The 17553-nt window shown below is 46.5% G+C and carries 16 protein-coding genes; 11 read left to right on the plus strand and 5 right to left on the minus strand.

All coding sequences use genetic code 11. The annotated features are described in order from the left end of the window. Positions 1-6 precede the first annotated feature (6 nt). From BLU98_RS08925 to BLU98_RS08945, 5 genes are read right to left on the minus strand one after another with little or no spacing between them, the layout of a single operon-like run. Positions 7-945, minus strand: coding sequence for an efflux RND transporter periplasmic adaptor subunit (locus tag BLU98_RS08925; protein ID WP_092723688.1), 939 nt, complete (start codon positions 943-945; stop codon positions 7-9). A gap of 5 nt (positions 946-950) precedes the next feature. Continuing rightward, positions 951-2204, minus strand: a complete 1254-nt coding sequence (locus BLU98_RS08930; RefSeq protein ID WP_092723689.1) for a TolC family protein — start codon at positions 2202-2204, stop codon at positions 951-953. A 56-nt stretch (positions 2205-2260) separates the two neighbouring features. Beyond that, complete coding sequence (locus BLU98_RS08935) at positions 2261-3544, minus strand: sensor histidine kinase (RefSeq protein ID WP_092723690.1); 1284 nt, start codon at positions 3542-3544, stop codon at positions 2261-2263. After that, on the minus strand, positions 3541-4218 hold the full coding sequence (locus BLU98_RS08940) for a response regulator transcription factor (RefSeq protein WP_092723691.1): 678 nt from the start codon (positions 4216-4218) through the stop codon (positions 3541-3543). Before BLU98_RS08940 ends, BLU98_RS08935 begins: the two co-directional genes overlap by 4 nt. A 57-nt stretch (positions 4219-4275) precedes the next feature. Then, positions 4276-5205: a hydroxypyruvate isomerase family protein gene (locus BLU98_RS08945; RefSeq protein ID WP_026769041.1), complete on the minus strand. Its 930-nt coding sequence runs from the start codon at positions 5203-5205 to the stop codon at positions 4276-4278. 75 nt (positions 5206-5280) lie between these two features. Here BLU98_RS08945 and BLU98_RS08950 point away from each other — a divergent pair, with 75 nt between their 5' ends. The 11 genes from BLU98_RS08950 to BLU98_RS09000 all read left to right on the plus strand — a co-directional run bounded on the left by BLU98_RS08950 (position 5281) and on the right by BLU98_RS09000 (position 17470). Next, a complete protein-coding gene (locus tag BLU98_RS08950) occupies positions 5281-6225 on the plus strand; it encodes an FAD:protein FMN transferase (protein ID WP_092723692.1) in 945 nt (314 codons plus the stop codon). Positions 6226-6292: 67 nt separating this feature from the next. Next, positions 6293-7276 (plus strand): formylglycine-generating enzyme family protein, encoded by a 984-nt coding sequence (locus BLU98_RS08955; protein ID WP_092723693.1) that lies wholly within the window; start codon positions 6293-6295, stop codon positions 7274-7276. A gap of 24 nt (positions 7277-7300) precedes the next feature. Further along, the gene (locus BLU98_RS08960) at positions 7301-8632 is read left to right on the plus strand and encodes a Gfo/Idh/MocA family protein (protein ID WP_092723694.1); all 1332 of its coding nucleotides are present in this window, start codon (positions 7301-7303) and stop codon (positions 8630-8632) included. 14 nt (positions 8633-8646) lie between these two features. Beyond that, entirely contained in the window at positions 8647-9246 is a 600-nt protein-coding gene (locus tag BLU98_RS08965; RefSeq protein ID WP_092723695.1) for a 3-keto-disaccharide hydrolase, read from the plus strand. Between the two features lie 13 nt (positions 9247-9259). Then, positions 9260-10090, plus strand: coding sequence for a sulfite exporter TauE/SafE family protein (locus tag BLU98_RS08970; RefSeq protein WP_092723696.1), 831 nt, complete (start codon positions 9260-9262; stop codon positions 10088-10090). After that, positions 10087-10479, plus strand: coding sequence for a DUF1634 domain-containing protein (locus BLU98_RS08975; RefSeq protein WP_092723697.1), 393 nt, complete (start codon positions 10087-10089; stop codon positions 10477-10479). Before BLU98_RS08970 ends, BLU98_RS08975 begins: the two co-directional genes overlap by 4 nt. 77 nt (positions 10480-10556) lie before the next feature. Beyond that, the gene (locus BLU98_RS08980) at positions 10557-10805 is read left to right on the plus strand and encodes an acyl carrier protein (RefSeq protein ID WP_092723698.1); all 249 of its coding nucleotides are present in this window, start codon (positions 10557-10559) and stop codon (positions 10803-10805) included. A gap of 89 nt (positions 10806-10894) precedes the next feature. Beyond that, on the plus strand, positions 10895-11560 hold the full coding sequence (locus BLU98_RS08985) for a FadR/GntR family transcriptional regulator (RefSeq protein ID WP_092723699.1): 666 nt from the start codon (positions 10895-10897) through the stop codon (positions 11558-11560). Between the two features lie 81 nt (positions 11561-11641). Then, entirely contained in the window at positions 11642-13054 is a 1413-nt protein-coding gene (locus BLU98_RS08990; RefSeq protein WP_092723700.1) for a TolC family protein, read from the plus strand. 8 nt (positions 13055-13062) lie between these two features. Further along, the gene (locus BLU98_RS08995; RefSeq protein ID WP_092723701.1) at positions 13063-16359 is read left to right on the plus strand and encodes an efflux RND transporter permease subunit; all 3297 of its coding nucleotides are present in this window, start codon (positions 13063-13065) and stop codon (positions 16357-16359) included. Beyond that, entirely contained in the window at positions 16352-17470 is a 1119-nt protein-coding gene (locus BLU98_RS09000; RefSeq protein ID WP_092723702.1) for an efflux RND transporter periplasmic adaptor subunit, read from the plus strand. Before BLU98_RS08995 ends, BLU98_RS09000 begins: the two co-directional genes overlap by 8 nt. The last annotated feature ends 83 nt before the right edge of the window (positions 17471-17553 follow it).

Here is a 17553-nt window from a genome sequence, read left to right on the forward strand (position 1 = left end):
AAACTGTTATTTAACGATGGAGACTTTTGCGGTATCGGGTAACCCGTAATTACCAGTGAGCAACACTTTATCGGCTGGTGATAAACGCGGAGCGATGATCTCCACCCGGTCTGCATTCTCCATTCCTTTCTGCACCGGCACTTTTACCGCCGTAACACTGTCGATCATTTTCATGATCCAAAAATGACTTTGTACCTCATCGGTCAGCACAGCAGCTTTAGGAAGCGAGGTAATATTTCCTTTCGCCGATTTCACCAGGCTCACTTTGGCTATCAGGTTTTCGGGAATGGATTTATTGGTATTCACTTTGATCACATAACTCTGCGTTTGCGAAACTGCATCTACAGTAGGCATGGCGTTAGCAACATAACCATCCAGCACGGTGCCATCGGGCAACCGCAACTTGAGGTTCTTGTTCGCGGCCAGGTATGGTTTTAATTCATAAGGAAGGTCGAGCAGAAAAACAAAACTCCTGGTATCGGTAATCACTGCCAGTTGTTCATTGTCCTGCACATAATCTCCTGCCTGGTAATTGAGTTGTGTGATATAACCGCTGCCGGGCGATTTGATGTGCATGTTACCGGTAAAATGCAAAGTGCTGTCGAGTATCCTGATGGTATTGCCCAGGGTTTGCGATTCTTTTGTTTTGAGTACAAAAAGCTCCTGTCCTTTTTCAACATAACTGCCCAGGCGTGCATTCACTGTTTGCAAATAACCGTTGGTATTCGCTTTGATATAGGTTTTGAGTTGAAAAGCCGATACGGCATTTACTTCCACCGTTTCCTCCATCGCGCCAACGGTAACGCTTGTAACAGTAGCCGGTGTACCTTCTGCTACCGCAGGGGCTTCAGCCGGCGCTTCTTTCTTATCCCGTGTATCCTGCTGGGCATGGCAGCCTGCCGTTAAGGCAACGATCAACATCAAATGAACAATTCTATGACGCATCTTGATTAGGTTTTTCTGTTCCAGTAATTGATCTGGTTAATCAATTGAAGTTTATAGATCATATTCTGGGTACTGCTGTTCCTGGCTGCGAGGTAATTACCGATGGCAATGATATAATCCGACATTCGCACATCGCCGGCTTCCAGTAATTTCCTGTTGGCTTCTATCAGCGCCTGGGTATACCTGATCTGGGTACTGGTTTGATTAATGAGCTCCTGCGCCGACCGCAGCTGTTGCAGCAATTGCAGTAACTGCTGATCGAATTGCGTTTTATAAAACTGCTGGTATTGCTGCCTGGTTTGTTGCGCAATAGCGATCTTATCATGCTGCATTTTTTTCTGCTTACCATCGTAAATGGGAACAGAAAGGTTAATGCCAAAGCTGGTTCCGAAATTCTTATACGGGTTCACTGCAAAAGTACTGGAATGACCGGCATCGGCATACAAACTCAATTTAGGTTTGTACGAAAAATTGATCTGCGCATCGCTGTTCTTCAGCTTCAGGCTATCCAATCTGAATTGCTGATAAAAGACCGTCTGTTCAATTTCCGGAGGAGGCGCCAGGCTGATGTTCGGCGCTGGGACAGCAACAAAACCGGTATCCTGTAAGCCACTCAGGTAATTCAATGATGCAAACTCATTCTGGAACTGCACCTTGAGTTGATTGAGCTGCAGTTGCTGTTGCTGCATGGTCACCAGGAAACTGAGGTAATCGGTCTGCCTGTAAATATTTCGTTCAGTGAGTTTTTTCAGGATGGCCTCTTCACTACCCAATAATTCCAATACTTCTTTATTGAAGCTGTATTGCAGGTAAATACCGTAAGCCACAATATACTGGCTGGTAATCGCTTTCCTGATATCCTGCTCTGTCACTTTTCCGGATATGGCGAGTGATTCTTTTGCCAATCGAATGGCCTCGTATTGGTTTTGCAGGTTCTCTTTACCCACCAATCTTTTATTGACCGTGATCAATTGGCTGAATGTGCCGCCATTGGTAATGGCATTATCATATCCCCACCCATTAATAGAAGGAGCATAAGAATTGTTGCTGACACCCATTACCTGTGGCTTGTACCCGGCATTGATGCGCATACTGTCGATAGCAGTACTGCGCGACTGGTTCCTCAGATCATTCAACAACGGGCTCTTTTGGATGCCCGACCCAATATAATAATCCAGGTCTTTCGACTGAGCAGAAAGATTACGATAACCAGCTATCAGCATGACTACCAAAAGGCTTTGTATGATCTTCTCCCGCATTGCCTAATTTATTTAAAATTTATCCCATTTTACTGCAAATCTCACAGCCAATTCTGTCAAAAATCTGAAGGCCTGTCTGAGTTGCTGAAAAAAATGGTAAATACATGTTGTTGATGGGTGTACTGATAAGTGATCCGGTGATGCGCAAGCTCACACACCTGTTTAATAATCGAAAGGCCCAACCCATTGCCATCCGGCCCTGTTCCGGATTGACGGAAAAAACGGTTGAACAATTTTGAAGTATCCAGTGCAGGTAATGAAGAAGTATTGGCAATGGAAAATCCCTCATGGTTCAATATAATGGCAATATGTCCGCCGGCTATATTATAACGTATGCTGTTGTTCAACAGGTTGCTGATCACAATATCTGCCAGGTGTTCGTGAAACACCGTAGCAACCGGAACAATGCTCAGTGACACTTTCAGGTTCTGCCCCGTGATCAGTTCCTGCCATTCGTTCAGTTTCTGCTGTAACAGTTCATCCCACCGCACTTCCTGGTTCAGTTCAAAACGGCCATGTTCAATCTTTGCCAGCAGCAGCAATGACTGGTTCAGCTTCGCCAGCTTACCCACCGATTGCTCGATACTGGCAATGGATGCAGCATGCCGGTGCAACAACTGTTCATCCTGCATCAGGGCATCTGTATGCGTAGCAATAACAGCCAAAGGTGTTTGCATTTCGTGAGCGGCATTGCCTGTAAATTCTTTCAACACCTGGTATTCATGCTGCGCTCTTTCCGTCATATTACTTACGCTGGTATTCAGCAATGTAAATTCTTCAACGCCTGTTCCGGGAAGACGCAATGCTTTGTCCTGCGTAAGCTGGTATTCTTTGATGGTGTCGATCGTATGATAAAAAGGTTGCCATAATTTTTTGAGGAGGGTTCGATTGATGAGATTACCTGCCAATAGTATGAGGGCGATCATCACAATGGCGATCAATATGATCAGCTTGATCATATCATCGGTACCCTCCTGCGATTTATAAATGGATATCTCATACAGTTCATCGTGTACCTGTAGCGTGAACTGTATTTTCCTCAACCACTCTTTTCCATGTTCGTGCGGATTGATCCCTTTTTCCGTTGTAAATACCATCCGTTCCAATGGATGTGCTGTTCTGCGCACAACCGACCACTGGTCTTTTGTGTTAAGCATTTCCGGCAGCTCATGGTGCTCATTCAGGTATTGGAGAATTTCTGCTCTTTCAGTCCTCAGCACGTCATCGAGTTGCCTGATCATCACATAGCGCAACGTTAAATAGAACGCAAAGCTGCCTGCCATGAAAATGATCACAGAAGTGGTGATGGCGATCCGGTTATACTTTGTAAACAGTTTCATTGCACCGAAAATTTATAGCCCATCCCATAAACGCTCCGTATATAATCGCCAGTGCCTGCCTGTATCATTTTCCTGCGCAGGTTTTTGATATGTGTGTAGATGAAATCGTGGTTATCGGCTATGTCCATATCATCGCCCCACAAATGTTCAGCGATAGCGTTTTTCGAAAGTATCCGGTTCTTATTGATCACAAAATAGAGCAGCAGTTCGTATTCTTTTCTCGTAAGTATCAATGGGTCATTGTTAACAGTAACCGTTTTCCCTTTTATATCTATGCAGATCTCTTGAAACTGCATCTGGTTATTACCCTGCTGGTTTTTTCGCCTGATGATGGCAGCAATGCGCACACTCAATTCCGGCAAATGAAAGGGCTTGGTGAGGTAATCATCGGCGCCCAGTTGTATGCCCGTGATCTTATCATCCAATTCATTCCTGGCCGAGATAATGATCACTCCGTCTGCGCTCTTGTTGGCTTTCAGCTGTTCCAGCAACTGCAAGCCGTTGCCTCCGGGCAGCATAATATCCAATACTATACAATCATAGTTATGCCGCTCTATTTTTTCAAGCGCATCGGCATACCGTGTCACCGACTCACAGAGGTATTGTTGCTGTGTAAGGTAATCCACCATGCTCTTGTTCAGAGAGGGCTCGTCTTCTATGATCAGTATTTTCAAAACCAGTTCGTTTGAACAAAGTAAATACCCGATACTGAGCAAAAACTGAAGAAACGGCTACAGGAAATCATCTGCTGCCCGGTACGCTTTCACAAGCGCCAGTTCCCCTTCTTTTCCCGGCAGCGCATTTCCATGCTCCATGCCCAGCACCCCCTTGTATCCTTTGTTATAGATATGTTTGAAGATATTGTGGTAATTCATTTCTCCTGTGCCGGGCTCTTTCCGTCCGGGATTATCGCCAATCTGGAAATAACCGATCTCATCCCATACTTTATTGATATTGCTGATGATATTCCCTTCATTCCGTTGCATGTGGTACATATCGAAAAGTATCTTACAGGCCGGGCTGTTGACGGCTTTACAAATCGCATAGGTCTGGTCTGTATGCCGTAAAAAAAGATCAGGCGTATCGCTCAGGGGTTCCAGTACCATTACCAGTCCATGCGGTTCCAGTACTTCTGCTCCCCTGCGCAGTGTTTCTATTACATTGGCCGTTTGAATGCCTTCCGGCAGGCTGCGATCGTAATTGCCCGGCACCACGGTGATCCATTTGGCACGGCAGCGTTTAGCCACATCTATTGAAGTTTTGCAGTATTCAATGAACTTATCACGCCATTCTTTTTTTCCGCTGCACATGGAAGTTTGTAAGGGCCAGTTGTCGAACACATTCACGAATACGCCCATGGTCATGCCCAGCTTCTCGAGTGTGTCGCCGATCTTTTGCTGCATCTCGGGACTGCGGTTCATCATACCATTGTCTTCAATGGCCCGGAAACCCAGGTTGTACGCGAATTTGATCTGGTCGATAAAATCGTTACCGGCATGGTTACGGAACATGCCGTCGTGGATACCATAATTGCAATGGAAAGGTTTTTCTTCCAACGGCTGGTTGGTATTGTTTTTTTTCTCGGAGGCAAACATTTCACTGGTAGTGAGCAAAGCGCCGCTTGCCAGCAAACCCTGTTGCATAAATTTTCTGCGAAGCATGGGATGGATATTTGTTGCTAAATTTACCGGAAACTTTATAATTACAAAACTTCCGGTTGTTTTTATCAAAGCTATATGTTTCAAAAGTTTTCTTATACACAACCTAAAATGGGTTCTCCTTTCCGGATTGTTTTTTTTGCAGATGATGAACAAAAGGCCCATGAGCTGGCGGATTCCTGCTTTGAGCTGGTAGACAAATACAACATGATCTTCAGTGATTACGATGACAATAGTGAGTTGAGTAAACTCTGCGCTCATGCCGGCAATGGCTGGCAGCCGGTTTCCCCGCCCATGATGGATTTGCTGCTCAAAGCTTCCAAAGCATGGGAGCAAAGCAAGAAGACCTACGATATCACGGCCGGACCGCTCACCAAATGCTGGCGGCAGGCAAGAAAAGATAAAAAACTTCCCAACGACACACTTATCCGGGAGAAATGGTTGCTTACCGGGTTCGATAAAATGCAGATCGATACAACCAAACAGGCTATCAACCTCACCCTCAAAGGCATGGAGCTCGATTTCGGAGGTATTGCCAAAGGGTATATTGCCAGGGAAGTACTGCAATTGTTGACGCAATCAGGTATCCGGCAGGCATTGGTAGATGCGGGCGGCGATATGGTTATGAGTGATGCGCCACCCGGTAAAAATGGATGGATCGTGGGTATTACCATTCCGGAGCATACGGCATTGCTGATGCCGAAAAAATTATCGCTCCGCCATGCAGCCGTAACCACTTCGGGCGATGCTTATCAATACATCGTTCACAACGGAAAAAAATATTCACATATCATCGATCCCCGCACCGGCTATGCCATTACCGAACAAAAGAATGTGACCGTGGTGGCAACCGATGCGTCTCAGGCCGACTGGCTGGCCACCGCCTGTAGCATATTGCCGGTACCTGAAGCAAGAGCGCTGGCAACGAGCCTGGAAGCTTCTTTTCTCATCACTGAATTGAAAGAAGGAAAAATCATTACCCATATTGCCGGCCGTTTCCCTGATTTTTGGCACCATAGCTAACAATTGTTCGTGAAATAATTGACTATCTTGAACGGCCTTAAAAAACGATTTTGCGAACCATATCATCATGAATTCAGGAAAAGACAGAACCAAGCAAACAAAATTCCTGGTATTGGGCATACTTTCTTATTTGCCCGCCAGCACACAAAACAATATCGTTGCATTCAAACCTTATGAACAGCCTGTTCCGGGTTCTTTACTCAAGTTTAAAATGGTGCCGATACCCCAGGGTGAATTTTCACTGGGTAGTCCGGCTACCGAAGCGCACCGGCATAGCGATGAAGGTCCGCAGCATACAATAGGTGTTTCTGCTTTCTGGATCGGCGTGTACGAAGTAACCCGTGATGAGTTCGACGTATTCCTCAAAGACGAGACCACCAGTCAGAATTCAGATGTGGACGCTGTTACCAGGCCCAGTCCGCAGTACATCGATTTCAGCCTGGGCATGGGCAAGGAAGGTGGCTTTCCGGCCAACAGTATGTCGCAATACTGCGCACTCATGTATTGCAAGTGGTTGTACCAGAAAACCGGCATCTTCTATCGGCTGCCTTCCGAAGCCGAATGGGAATATGCTTGCCGCGCCGGCAGCAATACCGCTTATTATTATGGTAATGATGCAGGCAAGATGAAAGATTATGCCTGGTTCAAAGAGAACAGTGATGATAAATTTCATAAAGTGGGACAAAAACTGCCCAATGCCTGGGGTATCTATGATATGCTGGGCAATGTGATGGAATGGACCCTCGATCATTACGAAGGGGATTACTATCAACATATCAACAACCAGGAAAAAGATCCCCTTGAAAAGCCGAACGAATCGGTGTATCCGAAATCTTTGAAAGGCGGGGGTTATGACACCGAAGCAGATGCATTACGCAGCGCTGCGCGTTTCAAATCAGATCCGTCCTGGAACCGCCGCGATCCGCAGATACCCAAAAGTAAATGGTGGCTTACCGATGCAGCCGCGGTGGGTTTCCGTATTGTGCGGCCATTACAGCAACCAACACCTGAACAAGCAGCAACCTTTTTTAAAACTTATCTTTCACAATAACCATCATCCTTTAAAAATTGCTATATGAACAACGATGCTTACCTGAACTCACGAAGAAAATTTGTTAAACAAACAGCCACACTGGCCGGCGCCATGATGGCTGCTCCATTGCTTTCCAATGCCAATTTTTTCTCCGGCTCCGACGATGCTATTAAAATAGTGTTGATCGGTTGCGGAGGCCGCGGCACCGGTGCCGCCATGCAGGCACTCATGAGCAAACAAAATGTGCAACTGGTGGCCATGGCCGATGCTTTCCGGGATAACCTCGACAGGTGTTTGAACAACCTCATCAAAACTGCTGAATCATCCGGCAACAAAGCCATCAAAGACCGTATCACCGTGCCGGAAGAAAGAAAATTCACCGGCTTCGATGCTTATCTCAAAGCCATTCCATTGGCCGATGTGGTGATATTGGCCACCCCTCCCGGTTTCCGTCCCATTCATTTTGATGAAGCCATCAAACAGAACAAACACGTGTTCATGGAAAAGCCGGTAGCTACCGATCCGGCAGGTGTGCAAAAAGTACTGGCCACCGCTGCCATTGCAAAACAAAAGAAACTGAATGTGGTGGTAGGCCTGCAAAGGCGTTACCAGAACTCTTACCGCGAACTGTTCAAGCGTAAAGATGAAATAGGCGATATCGTTTCTATGCAGGCCTGGTGGAACAATGATGGCGTATGGGTGAGGCCCCGCAAACCTGAGCAGACAGAAATGGAATACCAGATGCGTAACTGGTATTATTTCGTATGGCTTTGCGGCGACCATATTACCGAGCAGCATATCCATAACCTCGATGTGATCAACTGGTTCAAGGAAGGTTACCCGGTGAAAGCCCAGGGTATGGGTGGCCGCCAGGTACGCAAGGGAAAAGACAATGGAGAAATTTTCGATCATCACTATGTTGAATTCGAATACGCCGATGGCTCTTTATTGAACAGCCAGTGCCGGCATATTCCCGGCACCATGAGCCGCGTGGATGAATTATTAGTGGGCGCCAAAGGCCGTATCCGTTGTGGCGCCGGCAGGATCACCGATGCAAAAGGCAATACCATTTACCAGTTCGACAGGAAAACAGAAAACAATCCTTACCAGACCGAGCACGATGAACTCTTTGCGGCCATCGCCAAAGGCGAATACAAATTTGCCGATGCAGAAAATGGCGCGAAAAGCAGCATGACTTCCATCCTGGGAAGAATGGCTACTTACAGCGGCCAGGTCATTGAATGGGATAAGGCGTTGAATTCAGGATTGGATCTTCACCCCAAAGTATATGATTTCGCCGCCACACCTCCTGTATTGCCCAATGCAGATGGATTTTATCCCGTTGCCATTCCCGGCGTAACCAAATACAGTTAAATAGAAAACCGATCATGAAAAAAATTAGCATACTGGTATTGTTTGCCATCCTTTCCTTTCATCATGCACAGGCACAGGCTGTTCCCATCTTCAATGGAAAAGACATCAACAACTGGACCATTCACGGAACAGAGAAATGGTACGTAGATCATGGTGAACTGATTTGCGAAAGCGGACCGGATAAACAATACGGATATCTTTCTACCAACAAAGCGTATAAGAATTTCACTTTAACAGTAGAATTCAAACAGGAAGCCAATGGCAACAGCGGCGTATTCTTCCGTTCTTCTATCGAAGGCACCAAGATCAGCGGCTGGCAGGCCGAAGTGGCGCCTCCCAACCTGCACACCGGCGGCATCTATGAATCTTATGGACGTGGCTGGCTCATCAAACCCAAACCGGAAGATGAGCAATGGCTGAAGATGGGTGAGTGGAACACGATGAAAGTGACTGCCATTGGCGATGAGGTTAGCACCTGGCTCAACGGCCACGAGATGATCCACATCAAAGATGAAAAAATAGGCAAAGGCGAAGGATTCATTGCGTTGCAAATCCACGACGGTGGCGGCATCAAAGTGAAGTGGCGAAACCTGAAAATCGAAGAATTCAAATAATTCCTTCGTATCCATGAGTTTGGCATTGTTTACCCTCATTTTACTCTTAGGCGCTTTTTGTGCCGGCATGTTGGGGGCGCTCACCGGGCTTGGTGGCGGCGTAGTATTGATACCATTGATAACATTGGGCTTTGGCTATGATATCCGTTATGCCATCGGCACATCGTTGATTGCATCCATTGCCACTTCTTCTGGTGCCGCTGCCGCCTACATCAAAGAAGGTATCACCAATATACGCATTGGCATGTTCCTGGAAATTGCCACTACCTCTGGAGCGATCATTGGCGCAGCAGTAGCTATACTGATCCCCACGCATTTTGTTGCCATGCTGTTTGGATTGGTACTCTTGTTCTCTGCTGTGATGACCCTGCGCAAGCAGGAAGAACATATCTCCGTCAATTCTCCTTTTGCAGCCAAACTAAAAATGGGCGGAACTTATCCTTCAAAACAAGGAATGGTAAATTATGGCGTCCGGAATGTATTCGGAGGATATTTAATCATGACACTTGCAGGTATTCTTTCCGGCATCCTGGGCATTGGCTCCGGCGCGGTTAAGGTAGTGGCTATGGACATCATGATGCGCGTACCTTTTAAAGTATCTACCACCACCAGTAATTTCATGGTGGGCGTTACCACGGCGGCGGGCGCAGTTGTTTACCTGCAAAGAGGATATATACAACCGGGTCTTGCATTGCCGGCGATCATCGGTGTTTTACTGGGCGCCATGGCAGGATCAAAGATATTGATGAATGCACAGGTTAAATGGTTGCGCATATTATTCAGCATCGTTATTGGATTAATGGCTTTTGAAATGATCTATAACGGCATTACACATAAACTATGAACTGGTTTTCTTCTCAATACTGGCAGCAACGCGATATGGAGCGCATGATCGGCAAATGGCTGCGCGCAGGCGTGTTCCTTTCAGCAACAGTAGCGTTATTGGGAGGCATATTGTATTTACAACAGGTTCACGAAATACCCGATTATAAAACATTTCACGGTGCAGCAGCGCAGTTCAGGCATTTACCCGGCATCCTGCATGGAGTGGCTGCATTCGATGGCACTTCCATCATACAACTGGCAGTTGTATTGCTGATTGCAACACCCATTTTAAGGATTGCATTCTCTGTGCTGGCCTTCGCCATTGAAAAAGACAAACGCTATGTGATCATCTCACTGATCGTTTTATGCATCATCCTCTTTGGCATGTTCAGCGGCCTGGGTGGCTAATTTAACACCTCGTTAATAAACACTTGGCAATGTTTTTGGTCTTCTAGTATTTATTAATCACTCAAAATTGGAAGATCATGAAAAGCCCAGTGTATAGTATCCAGCATTTGCTCAAAAGGAAACTCAATATCTACCCGGTTTCAATTTCCGACAAAACCGATCTTCAGAAAGACCTCGGCATGACCGATTGGGAGAAAGCTTATTTGCTGAATGCCGTTGAACAAAACTGGCATATCCATATATCCGACAACGATGCAGCCAATATTGCAAACCTCGGTCAATTGATGGCCATCGTACGCCAACAATACCTCCCTCCAAAAAACTAACACAGCACCATTTATTTTTTTGCAGGGAAATGACTTGTCCTGGTTATAAAATATACCGTACCTTTAATCATCAGATGATATGATGATTAGTGCAAACCCCCGTTAAAAAATATTGTCTCAGCGATGAAGTAGCCTCCAAGCTGCAACAGCAGATCGCCTCGGGAAAATACAAGGCTGGCGATCAGCTGCCTACCGAGCCGGAGCTGATGGAGCTTTTTGGCGTTGGCCGTTCCACCATACGCGAAGCCATCCGGTTACTCGTTAATTCCAGGCTGCTGCGTGTACGGCAGGGACTGGGTACTTTCGTTGATTTACAGCACGGAACCTGTATTCCCTGGTATGAACGCCTGCAAAATGCAAAAGGTCCCGACTTACAAGAAGTAAGGCAACTGCTGGAATTGAAAATCGCCGAAAAAGCAGCGCTCAACCGAACGCAGAAAGACATTACCCAGATGACCCGGTTCCTCAAAAAAAGATACGAAGCTGCTGTCAACAATGAGATTGCCGCTTGTATCACAGCCGATATCCAATTTCATATCAGCATTGCAGAAGCTACCAAAAACGATATACTGGCAGACCTCTACAAAACCATTGCTGCTCAAATCGAAAAGTCTTTCCAGGAAGTCTTCAGCGACACCAGTGCATTCCTGAATGTACATGAAGCGCATGCCGACCTCCTGCAAAATATTATTGATAAGGACCCGAAAAAATCCTGGCAATGTGCCGCGAAGATTACCGGACAGCCGGTTCAATAACATAAAATAATTAGAGAAACCCTCCATACTAAACCCAAACGATCTGCGCGCCTTCGAAAATTGAAGTCACAATTCTTTTGCATGAATCATTCTACTCATCGCAGCGGTAAAGCTGCCTGTTATTTTATTATCGCTTTTGTATGCTGTATCAATACAGTCGTTGCACAGCAGCCTGTTTTATGGCTTTCAGATGCCATCAAAACCGGACTGGGCAATTACCAGTCCATACAGGCCAAACAACATTACCTGCAGGCTTCCAGCGCCCTGGTACAAAACGTTAAGAACGATTATCTGCCCAATGTCATTGCCGGATTGCAACAAAACTACGGTACCATAAATGGACAGTTTGGCCCGATGGCACCCGCTGTAACAGGCGTTGCTTCAGCAGGGCCATCTTACAGCAAACAGAGTTGGGCGGCCGCTTTCGGGGCGCTCTACGTGATCAATACCAACTGGGAAGCGTTCAGCTTTGGCAGAAAGCAGTCGAGGATCGATGCTGCCAATGCACAGGTCAAAAGAGATTCTGCAGACCTCTTGCAGGAACAGTTCATTCAAAGTGTAAAGATCAGTTCTGCTTATCTCAACCTGCTCATTGCACAAAGATTTATCCTGAACGCACAATCCAACCTCGACAGGGCCAATGCCATCAGGAAAGTAGTGATGGCCAGGACCTTATCGGGCCTCAATCCCGGTGTGGATTCTTCTATTGCCAATGCAGAAGTATCAAGGGCTACACTCGCTTTGATCGATGCTACTGGTAACGAACAGCAACTGCGTAATCAACTGGCACAGTTACTCAACACCAGTCCCGCGCCCTTTGTACTGGACAGCGCTTTTCTCAAAAATATGCCTGCTGCTTACCATACCGATTTCGACGTTCGTCAAAATCCACAGGCACAGTTTTTTGCCAGTCGTATTACGCAAAGCAGTTTATCAGAAACAGCCATCCGCAAAACCATATTGCCTGGTGTGAACCTGTTTGGTATCTTCCAAAGCAGGGGATCTGGTTTCGATTATAATTATACCCCGGATTATCCCGACAGGTATTCGAAAAGTTATTTTAGCGGCATCAACCCTTCTCGCAGCAATTATGTTGCAGGTTTGTCTGTTTCCTGGAACTTGATGAGTCCATCCAAGATCAAACACCAGGCAGCAGCACAGCATTTCATTACCCAGGCTTATCAATCGGAATACGACCTGGTGAATACACAATTGAAAGACCAACTGATCCTTTCCGATCAGCGCATTGAAAACGCCCTGCAGGCTTGCAACGAAGTGCCCCGGCAATACAAAGCGGCATCGGATGCTTATTTACAGAAAAGCGTTTTGTATAAAAACGGACTGGCCAATATTGTAGACCTCCAGCAAGCATTGTATGCAGTAAATAAAGCGGAAACAGATATCGGAGTGGCTTTCATCAATGTATGGCAGGCCTTGCTGTTGAAGGCAGCAGCCTCGGGTGATTTTGATTTATTCCTGAAACAGGTAAAATAATAGTTAGTATGAACATGATCCGTTTTGCACTGCGTAAACCGATCAGCATCATGGTGCTGGTTGCAGGATTGTTTTTCTTTGGTATCAAAGCCGTGAACAGCATCAAGATCGATATATTTCCCAAGCTCGATTTGCCTGTTATGTACCTGGCCCACCCTTTTGGCGGTTATACGCCCGACCAGATGGAAGCGCTTTTCGGTAAGCAATATATCAACATCCTTTCTTATGTCAATGGTATCAAAACTGTTGAGACCAAAAACATCCAGGGATTAACGCTCATCAAGATCACTTTTTATCCCGGCACCAATATGGCGCAGGCTTCTGCGGAATTGAGCGCCAGCGCCAACCGTATACAAGCCATCTTCCCGCAGGGATCGCAGCCGCCTTTCATCATCCGTTTCGATGCTTCCACTTTACCGGTTGGACAACTGGTACTGCGCAGTAATGTGCGTACCAACAACGAGCTGATGGACATGGCCAACGTTTATGTGCGCGCCTCATTCACTGCCATTCCCGGTTTGCTTTCTTCGCCTCCTTTTGGCGGTAACGTAAGAACCATCGTTGTTAAAGTGGACCCCACCCTGTTGCGGTCGCACAACCTCACGTCCGATCAATTGGTGGAAGCCCTGAAGGTGAACAACCAGACAACTCCTTCCGGCAATATTCGCATCGGCGATACCAATTATCTTTCTCCCACCAATACGCTAATTAAAACAGTGAAAGATTTTGAGAACATTCCTTTATTCAAAGGTGGTGTGCAGAATCTTTACCTGCGTGATGTAGCTACGGTAGAAGACGGCGCCGATGTAACAGTAGGATATGCTTTGGTGAATGGCAAACGCTCTGTTTACCTTAGTATTGCAAAAAGCGGAGATGCATCTACCTGGGAAGTGGTTCAGAAACTGAAGCAGGCCCTTCCCAGATTACAAGCGCAATTACCGGAAGATGTTACATTGTCGTACGAATTCGATCAGTCTACTTATGTGATCAATTCCGTGAAAAGCCTGTTGAGTGAAGGTGCCATCGGAGCTATTCTTACCGGTTTGATGGTATTGTTATTCCTGGGCGATAGCAGGGGTGCATTGATCGTGATCCTCACGATTCCTACATCCATCATATCTGGTGTTTTGTTCCTGAATCTTTTCGGGCAAACCATCAATATCATGACGTTGAGCGGATTGGCATTGGCAATTGGTATATTGGTGGATGAGAGTACGGTAACCATCGAGAACATTCACCAACACTTCGATATGGGCAAGCCCAAGGCGCTGGCCATCTGGGATGCCTGTAAAGAAATCGCATTCCCTAAGCTGTTAATCCTTTTCTGCATCCTTGCAGTATTCGCGCCGGCATTTACCATGAGCGGCATTCCCGGTTCATTGTTCCTGCCTTTGGCGCTGGCCATTGGTTTTTCCATGATCGTATCTTATTTCCTGGCGCAGACATTCGTGCCCATCATGGCCAACTGGATCATGAAAAGTCACAAAGCCGGCAAAAAGAAAAAAGGCAGACTTTCTGAAGATGAAGCCCAGTTCAAAACATCGGCACTCACAAAAGAATCGGAGAAAGATACCTGGGATCAGAAAAAAGTACTCATCGAACAATGCGAGAGCGGTGATAAAAAATCATTAACACGTTTTGAAAAATTCAGGAATCGTTTCATCCGTTTCAGCGAACGATTGATGCCTTATCGCAAACCCATTACCATTGCTTACGTGCTCGTTATCTCCGGCCTGGCCTGGTGGATGCTCTCTTCTATAGGCAGGGATGTATTACCCAAAGTAAACAGTGGTCAGTTCCAGGTGCGTTTACGTGCACCCGAAGGAACCAGGGCAGAACGTACAGAAGAAAAGACCATCAAGGTGCTCAATATCATCAAGTCTATTGTGGGAGATGAAAACATCAATGTTACTTCTGCTTTTGTTGGTCAGCATCCTTCACAGTTTTCTACCAGCCCTATTTATCTTTTCATGCCTGGTCCGCATGAAGCCGTTATACAAGTAAGTCTTAAAGAAGGTTACAGAACCAATCTCGATGAATTGAAAGACAAGATCCGCGAGCGGATGAAACAGGAAGTACCGGATGTACAGCCATCTTTTGAACCGATTGAGTTAACTGAAAAGATATTGAGCCAGGGCTCTCCTACGCCTATCGAAGTAAGGGTATCGGGCAGAAATAAAAAGACCAATGAACTCTATTCTGCAAAGATCATCGATCGCCTGAAAGAGATCAGTTACCTGCGCGATGTACAGTTGAGCCAATCTACTAAGTATCCTACTATTAGTGTAAACGTTGACCGTATAAAAGCTGCGCAGTTGGGTCTCGATATGAATGATGTATCAAGGTCCCTCATCACCTCCACTTCTTCATCCCGCTTCACTGATAAAAATATCTGGATGGACGAGAAAGCCGGATACAGTTACAGTGTACAGGTGGAGGTTCCGGAAAGTAAAATGGCCAGCACCAATGATCTCAAGGAAATCGCATTGCAAAAGAATGCTGTCCGCCCTGTATTAGGCGATGTGGCTACGTTAGCCACTGGTACTGCTTATGGCGAGAACGACAACCTGGGCGCTATGCCTGCCTTGTCTGTAACAGCCAATGTTCATAAAACAGACCTCGGCGCTGCATCGAACGATGTAAAAAAAGCCATCGCTTCATTGGGTGAATTACCGCGTGGATTGAGCATAGAACCGATCGGTTTGAGTACTACCCTCACAGAAACGCTGGACAGCCTGCAATCTGGATTGATTGTAGCTATTGTGGTAATCTTCCTCATGCTGGCTGCCAACTTCCAGTCTTTCAAAGTATCACTGGTGGTGTTGGCCACTGTGCCGGCTGTATTGCTGGGCTCTTTGTCGCTATTGATGTTAACGGGTTCAACACTGAACCTGCAGTCGTATATGGGCATCATCATGTCGGTAGGCGTTTCCATTTCCAACTCCGTACTGCTGATTACCAATGCCGAACAGTTGCGCAAACACAATGGCAACGCATTCTTATCGGCCAAAGAAGCGGCAGCGCTGCGATTGCGCCCCATATTGATGACAGCATTGGCCATGGTGGTAGGCATGATACCCATGGCCAGCGGTTTAGGTGAAGCGGGCGATCAATCGGCGCCGCTGGGAAGAGCAGTGATCGGCGGATTGATCGCTTCTACATTCGCTGCGTTGTTCATATTGCCCGTGATATTTGCATGGGCGCAGGAAAAATCGGGCACACAATCTGTTTCACTGGATCCGGAAGACAAAGAAAGCAAACACTATATCCGTTCACTTTTCGATAACCGTACAAAACATGCATAAAACATTCAACAAACTATATCCATCACTGGCAGCGGGTCTTTCGTTCCTGATCGTAGCCGGTTGTAACTCAGGTGAGGCAAAGAAAGAAAAAGAAACACATGCGGTGGCGCCTCCGGCCGCAGAAGTTGTGCTGGTACAAAAACAACAGTTAACCGCGTCGCTTCAGATGCCCGGTGAGCTGGTTGCTTTTCAGCAGGTAGATATCTATGCCAAAGTGAGCAGCTTTGTAAAAAAGATACATGCCGATGTGGGAACGCAGGTAACCCAGGGTCAGTTACTGGCCACTATGGAAGCGCCTGAGATCGGTTCTCAATTATCGGGGGCCGAATCAAAGCTCAAATCTTTCGAAGCCATCTACCTCGCCAGTAAAGCGAACTATGAAAGGCTGTTGGAAACAAGCAAAACACCGGGAACCATTTCTCCCAACGACCTCGATCTGGCATTGGCCCGGCAGAAGTCTGATTATGCACAACTGCAGGCTGCCAAAGCAGCTTATCATGAAGTTACTGCCAACAAAGACTATCTCGAAATAAGGGCTCCTTTCAACGGCATCATTACAGCGCGCAATGTAAACCCCGGCGCTTATGTAGGCCCTTCAGGTAAAGGATCAGAACTGCCGATGTTTACCTTACAGGAACAGAAAAAACTACGTCTTGTGATCGCTGTTCCCGAAGCATACAGCAGTTACCTGCACGACAACAGCGAGGTGAAATTCTCTGTGAAAGCATTCCCCGGCCAGGTGTTCAGTGCAAAAGTGAACCGTCTCGCAGGTGCGCTCGATACCAAGCTCCGTTCGCAAAGGATTGAAATGGATGTATTGAATCCAGATAAAAAATTATTGCCCGGCATGATTGCGGATGTCAACCTTCCGCTGAATAACAAAGACAGCAGCCTCACGGCGCCTAAATCAGCTGTACTCAATGCCACTACCGGCACTTTTGTGATCAGGGTGAACGGCAAGAAAGCAGAATGGGTGCCGGTACAAAAGGGCAACGAGGTAAATGGTAATGTTGAATTATTCGGAAAGCTTAACGCCGGTGATACCCTCATTAAAGCAGCGAATGAAGAGATCAGGGATCATTCAACGGTGCATATACAATTGAAGAATTAAATCTAAGCCCGTCATCCTGAGCGAGCGAAGCGAGTCGAAGGGGCAGTCGAGGGATCTCACTGAACATTCAGACAGATCCTTCG

Origin of the sequence: Hydrobacter penzbergensis (genome assembly GCF_900106985.1) — a bacterium.
GTDB lineage: Bacteria > Bacteroidota > Bacteroidia > Chitinophagales > Chitinophagaceae > Sediminibacterium > Sediminibacterium magnilacihabitans.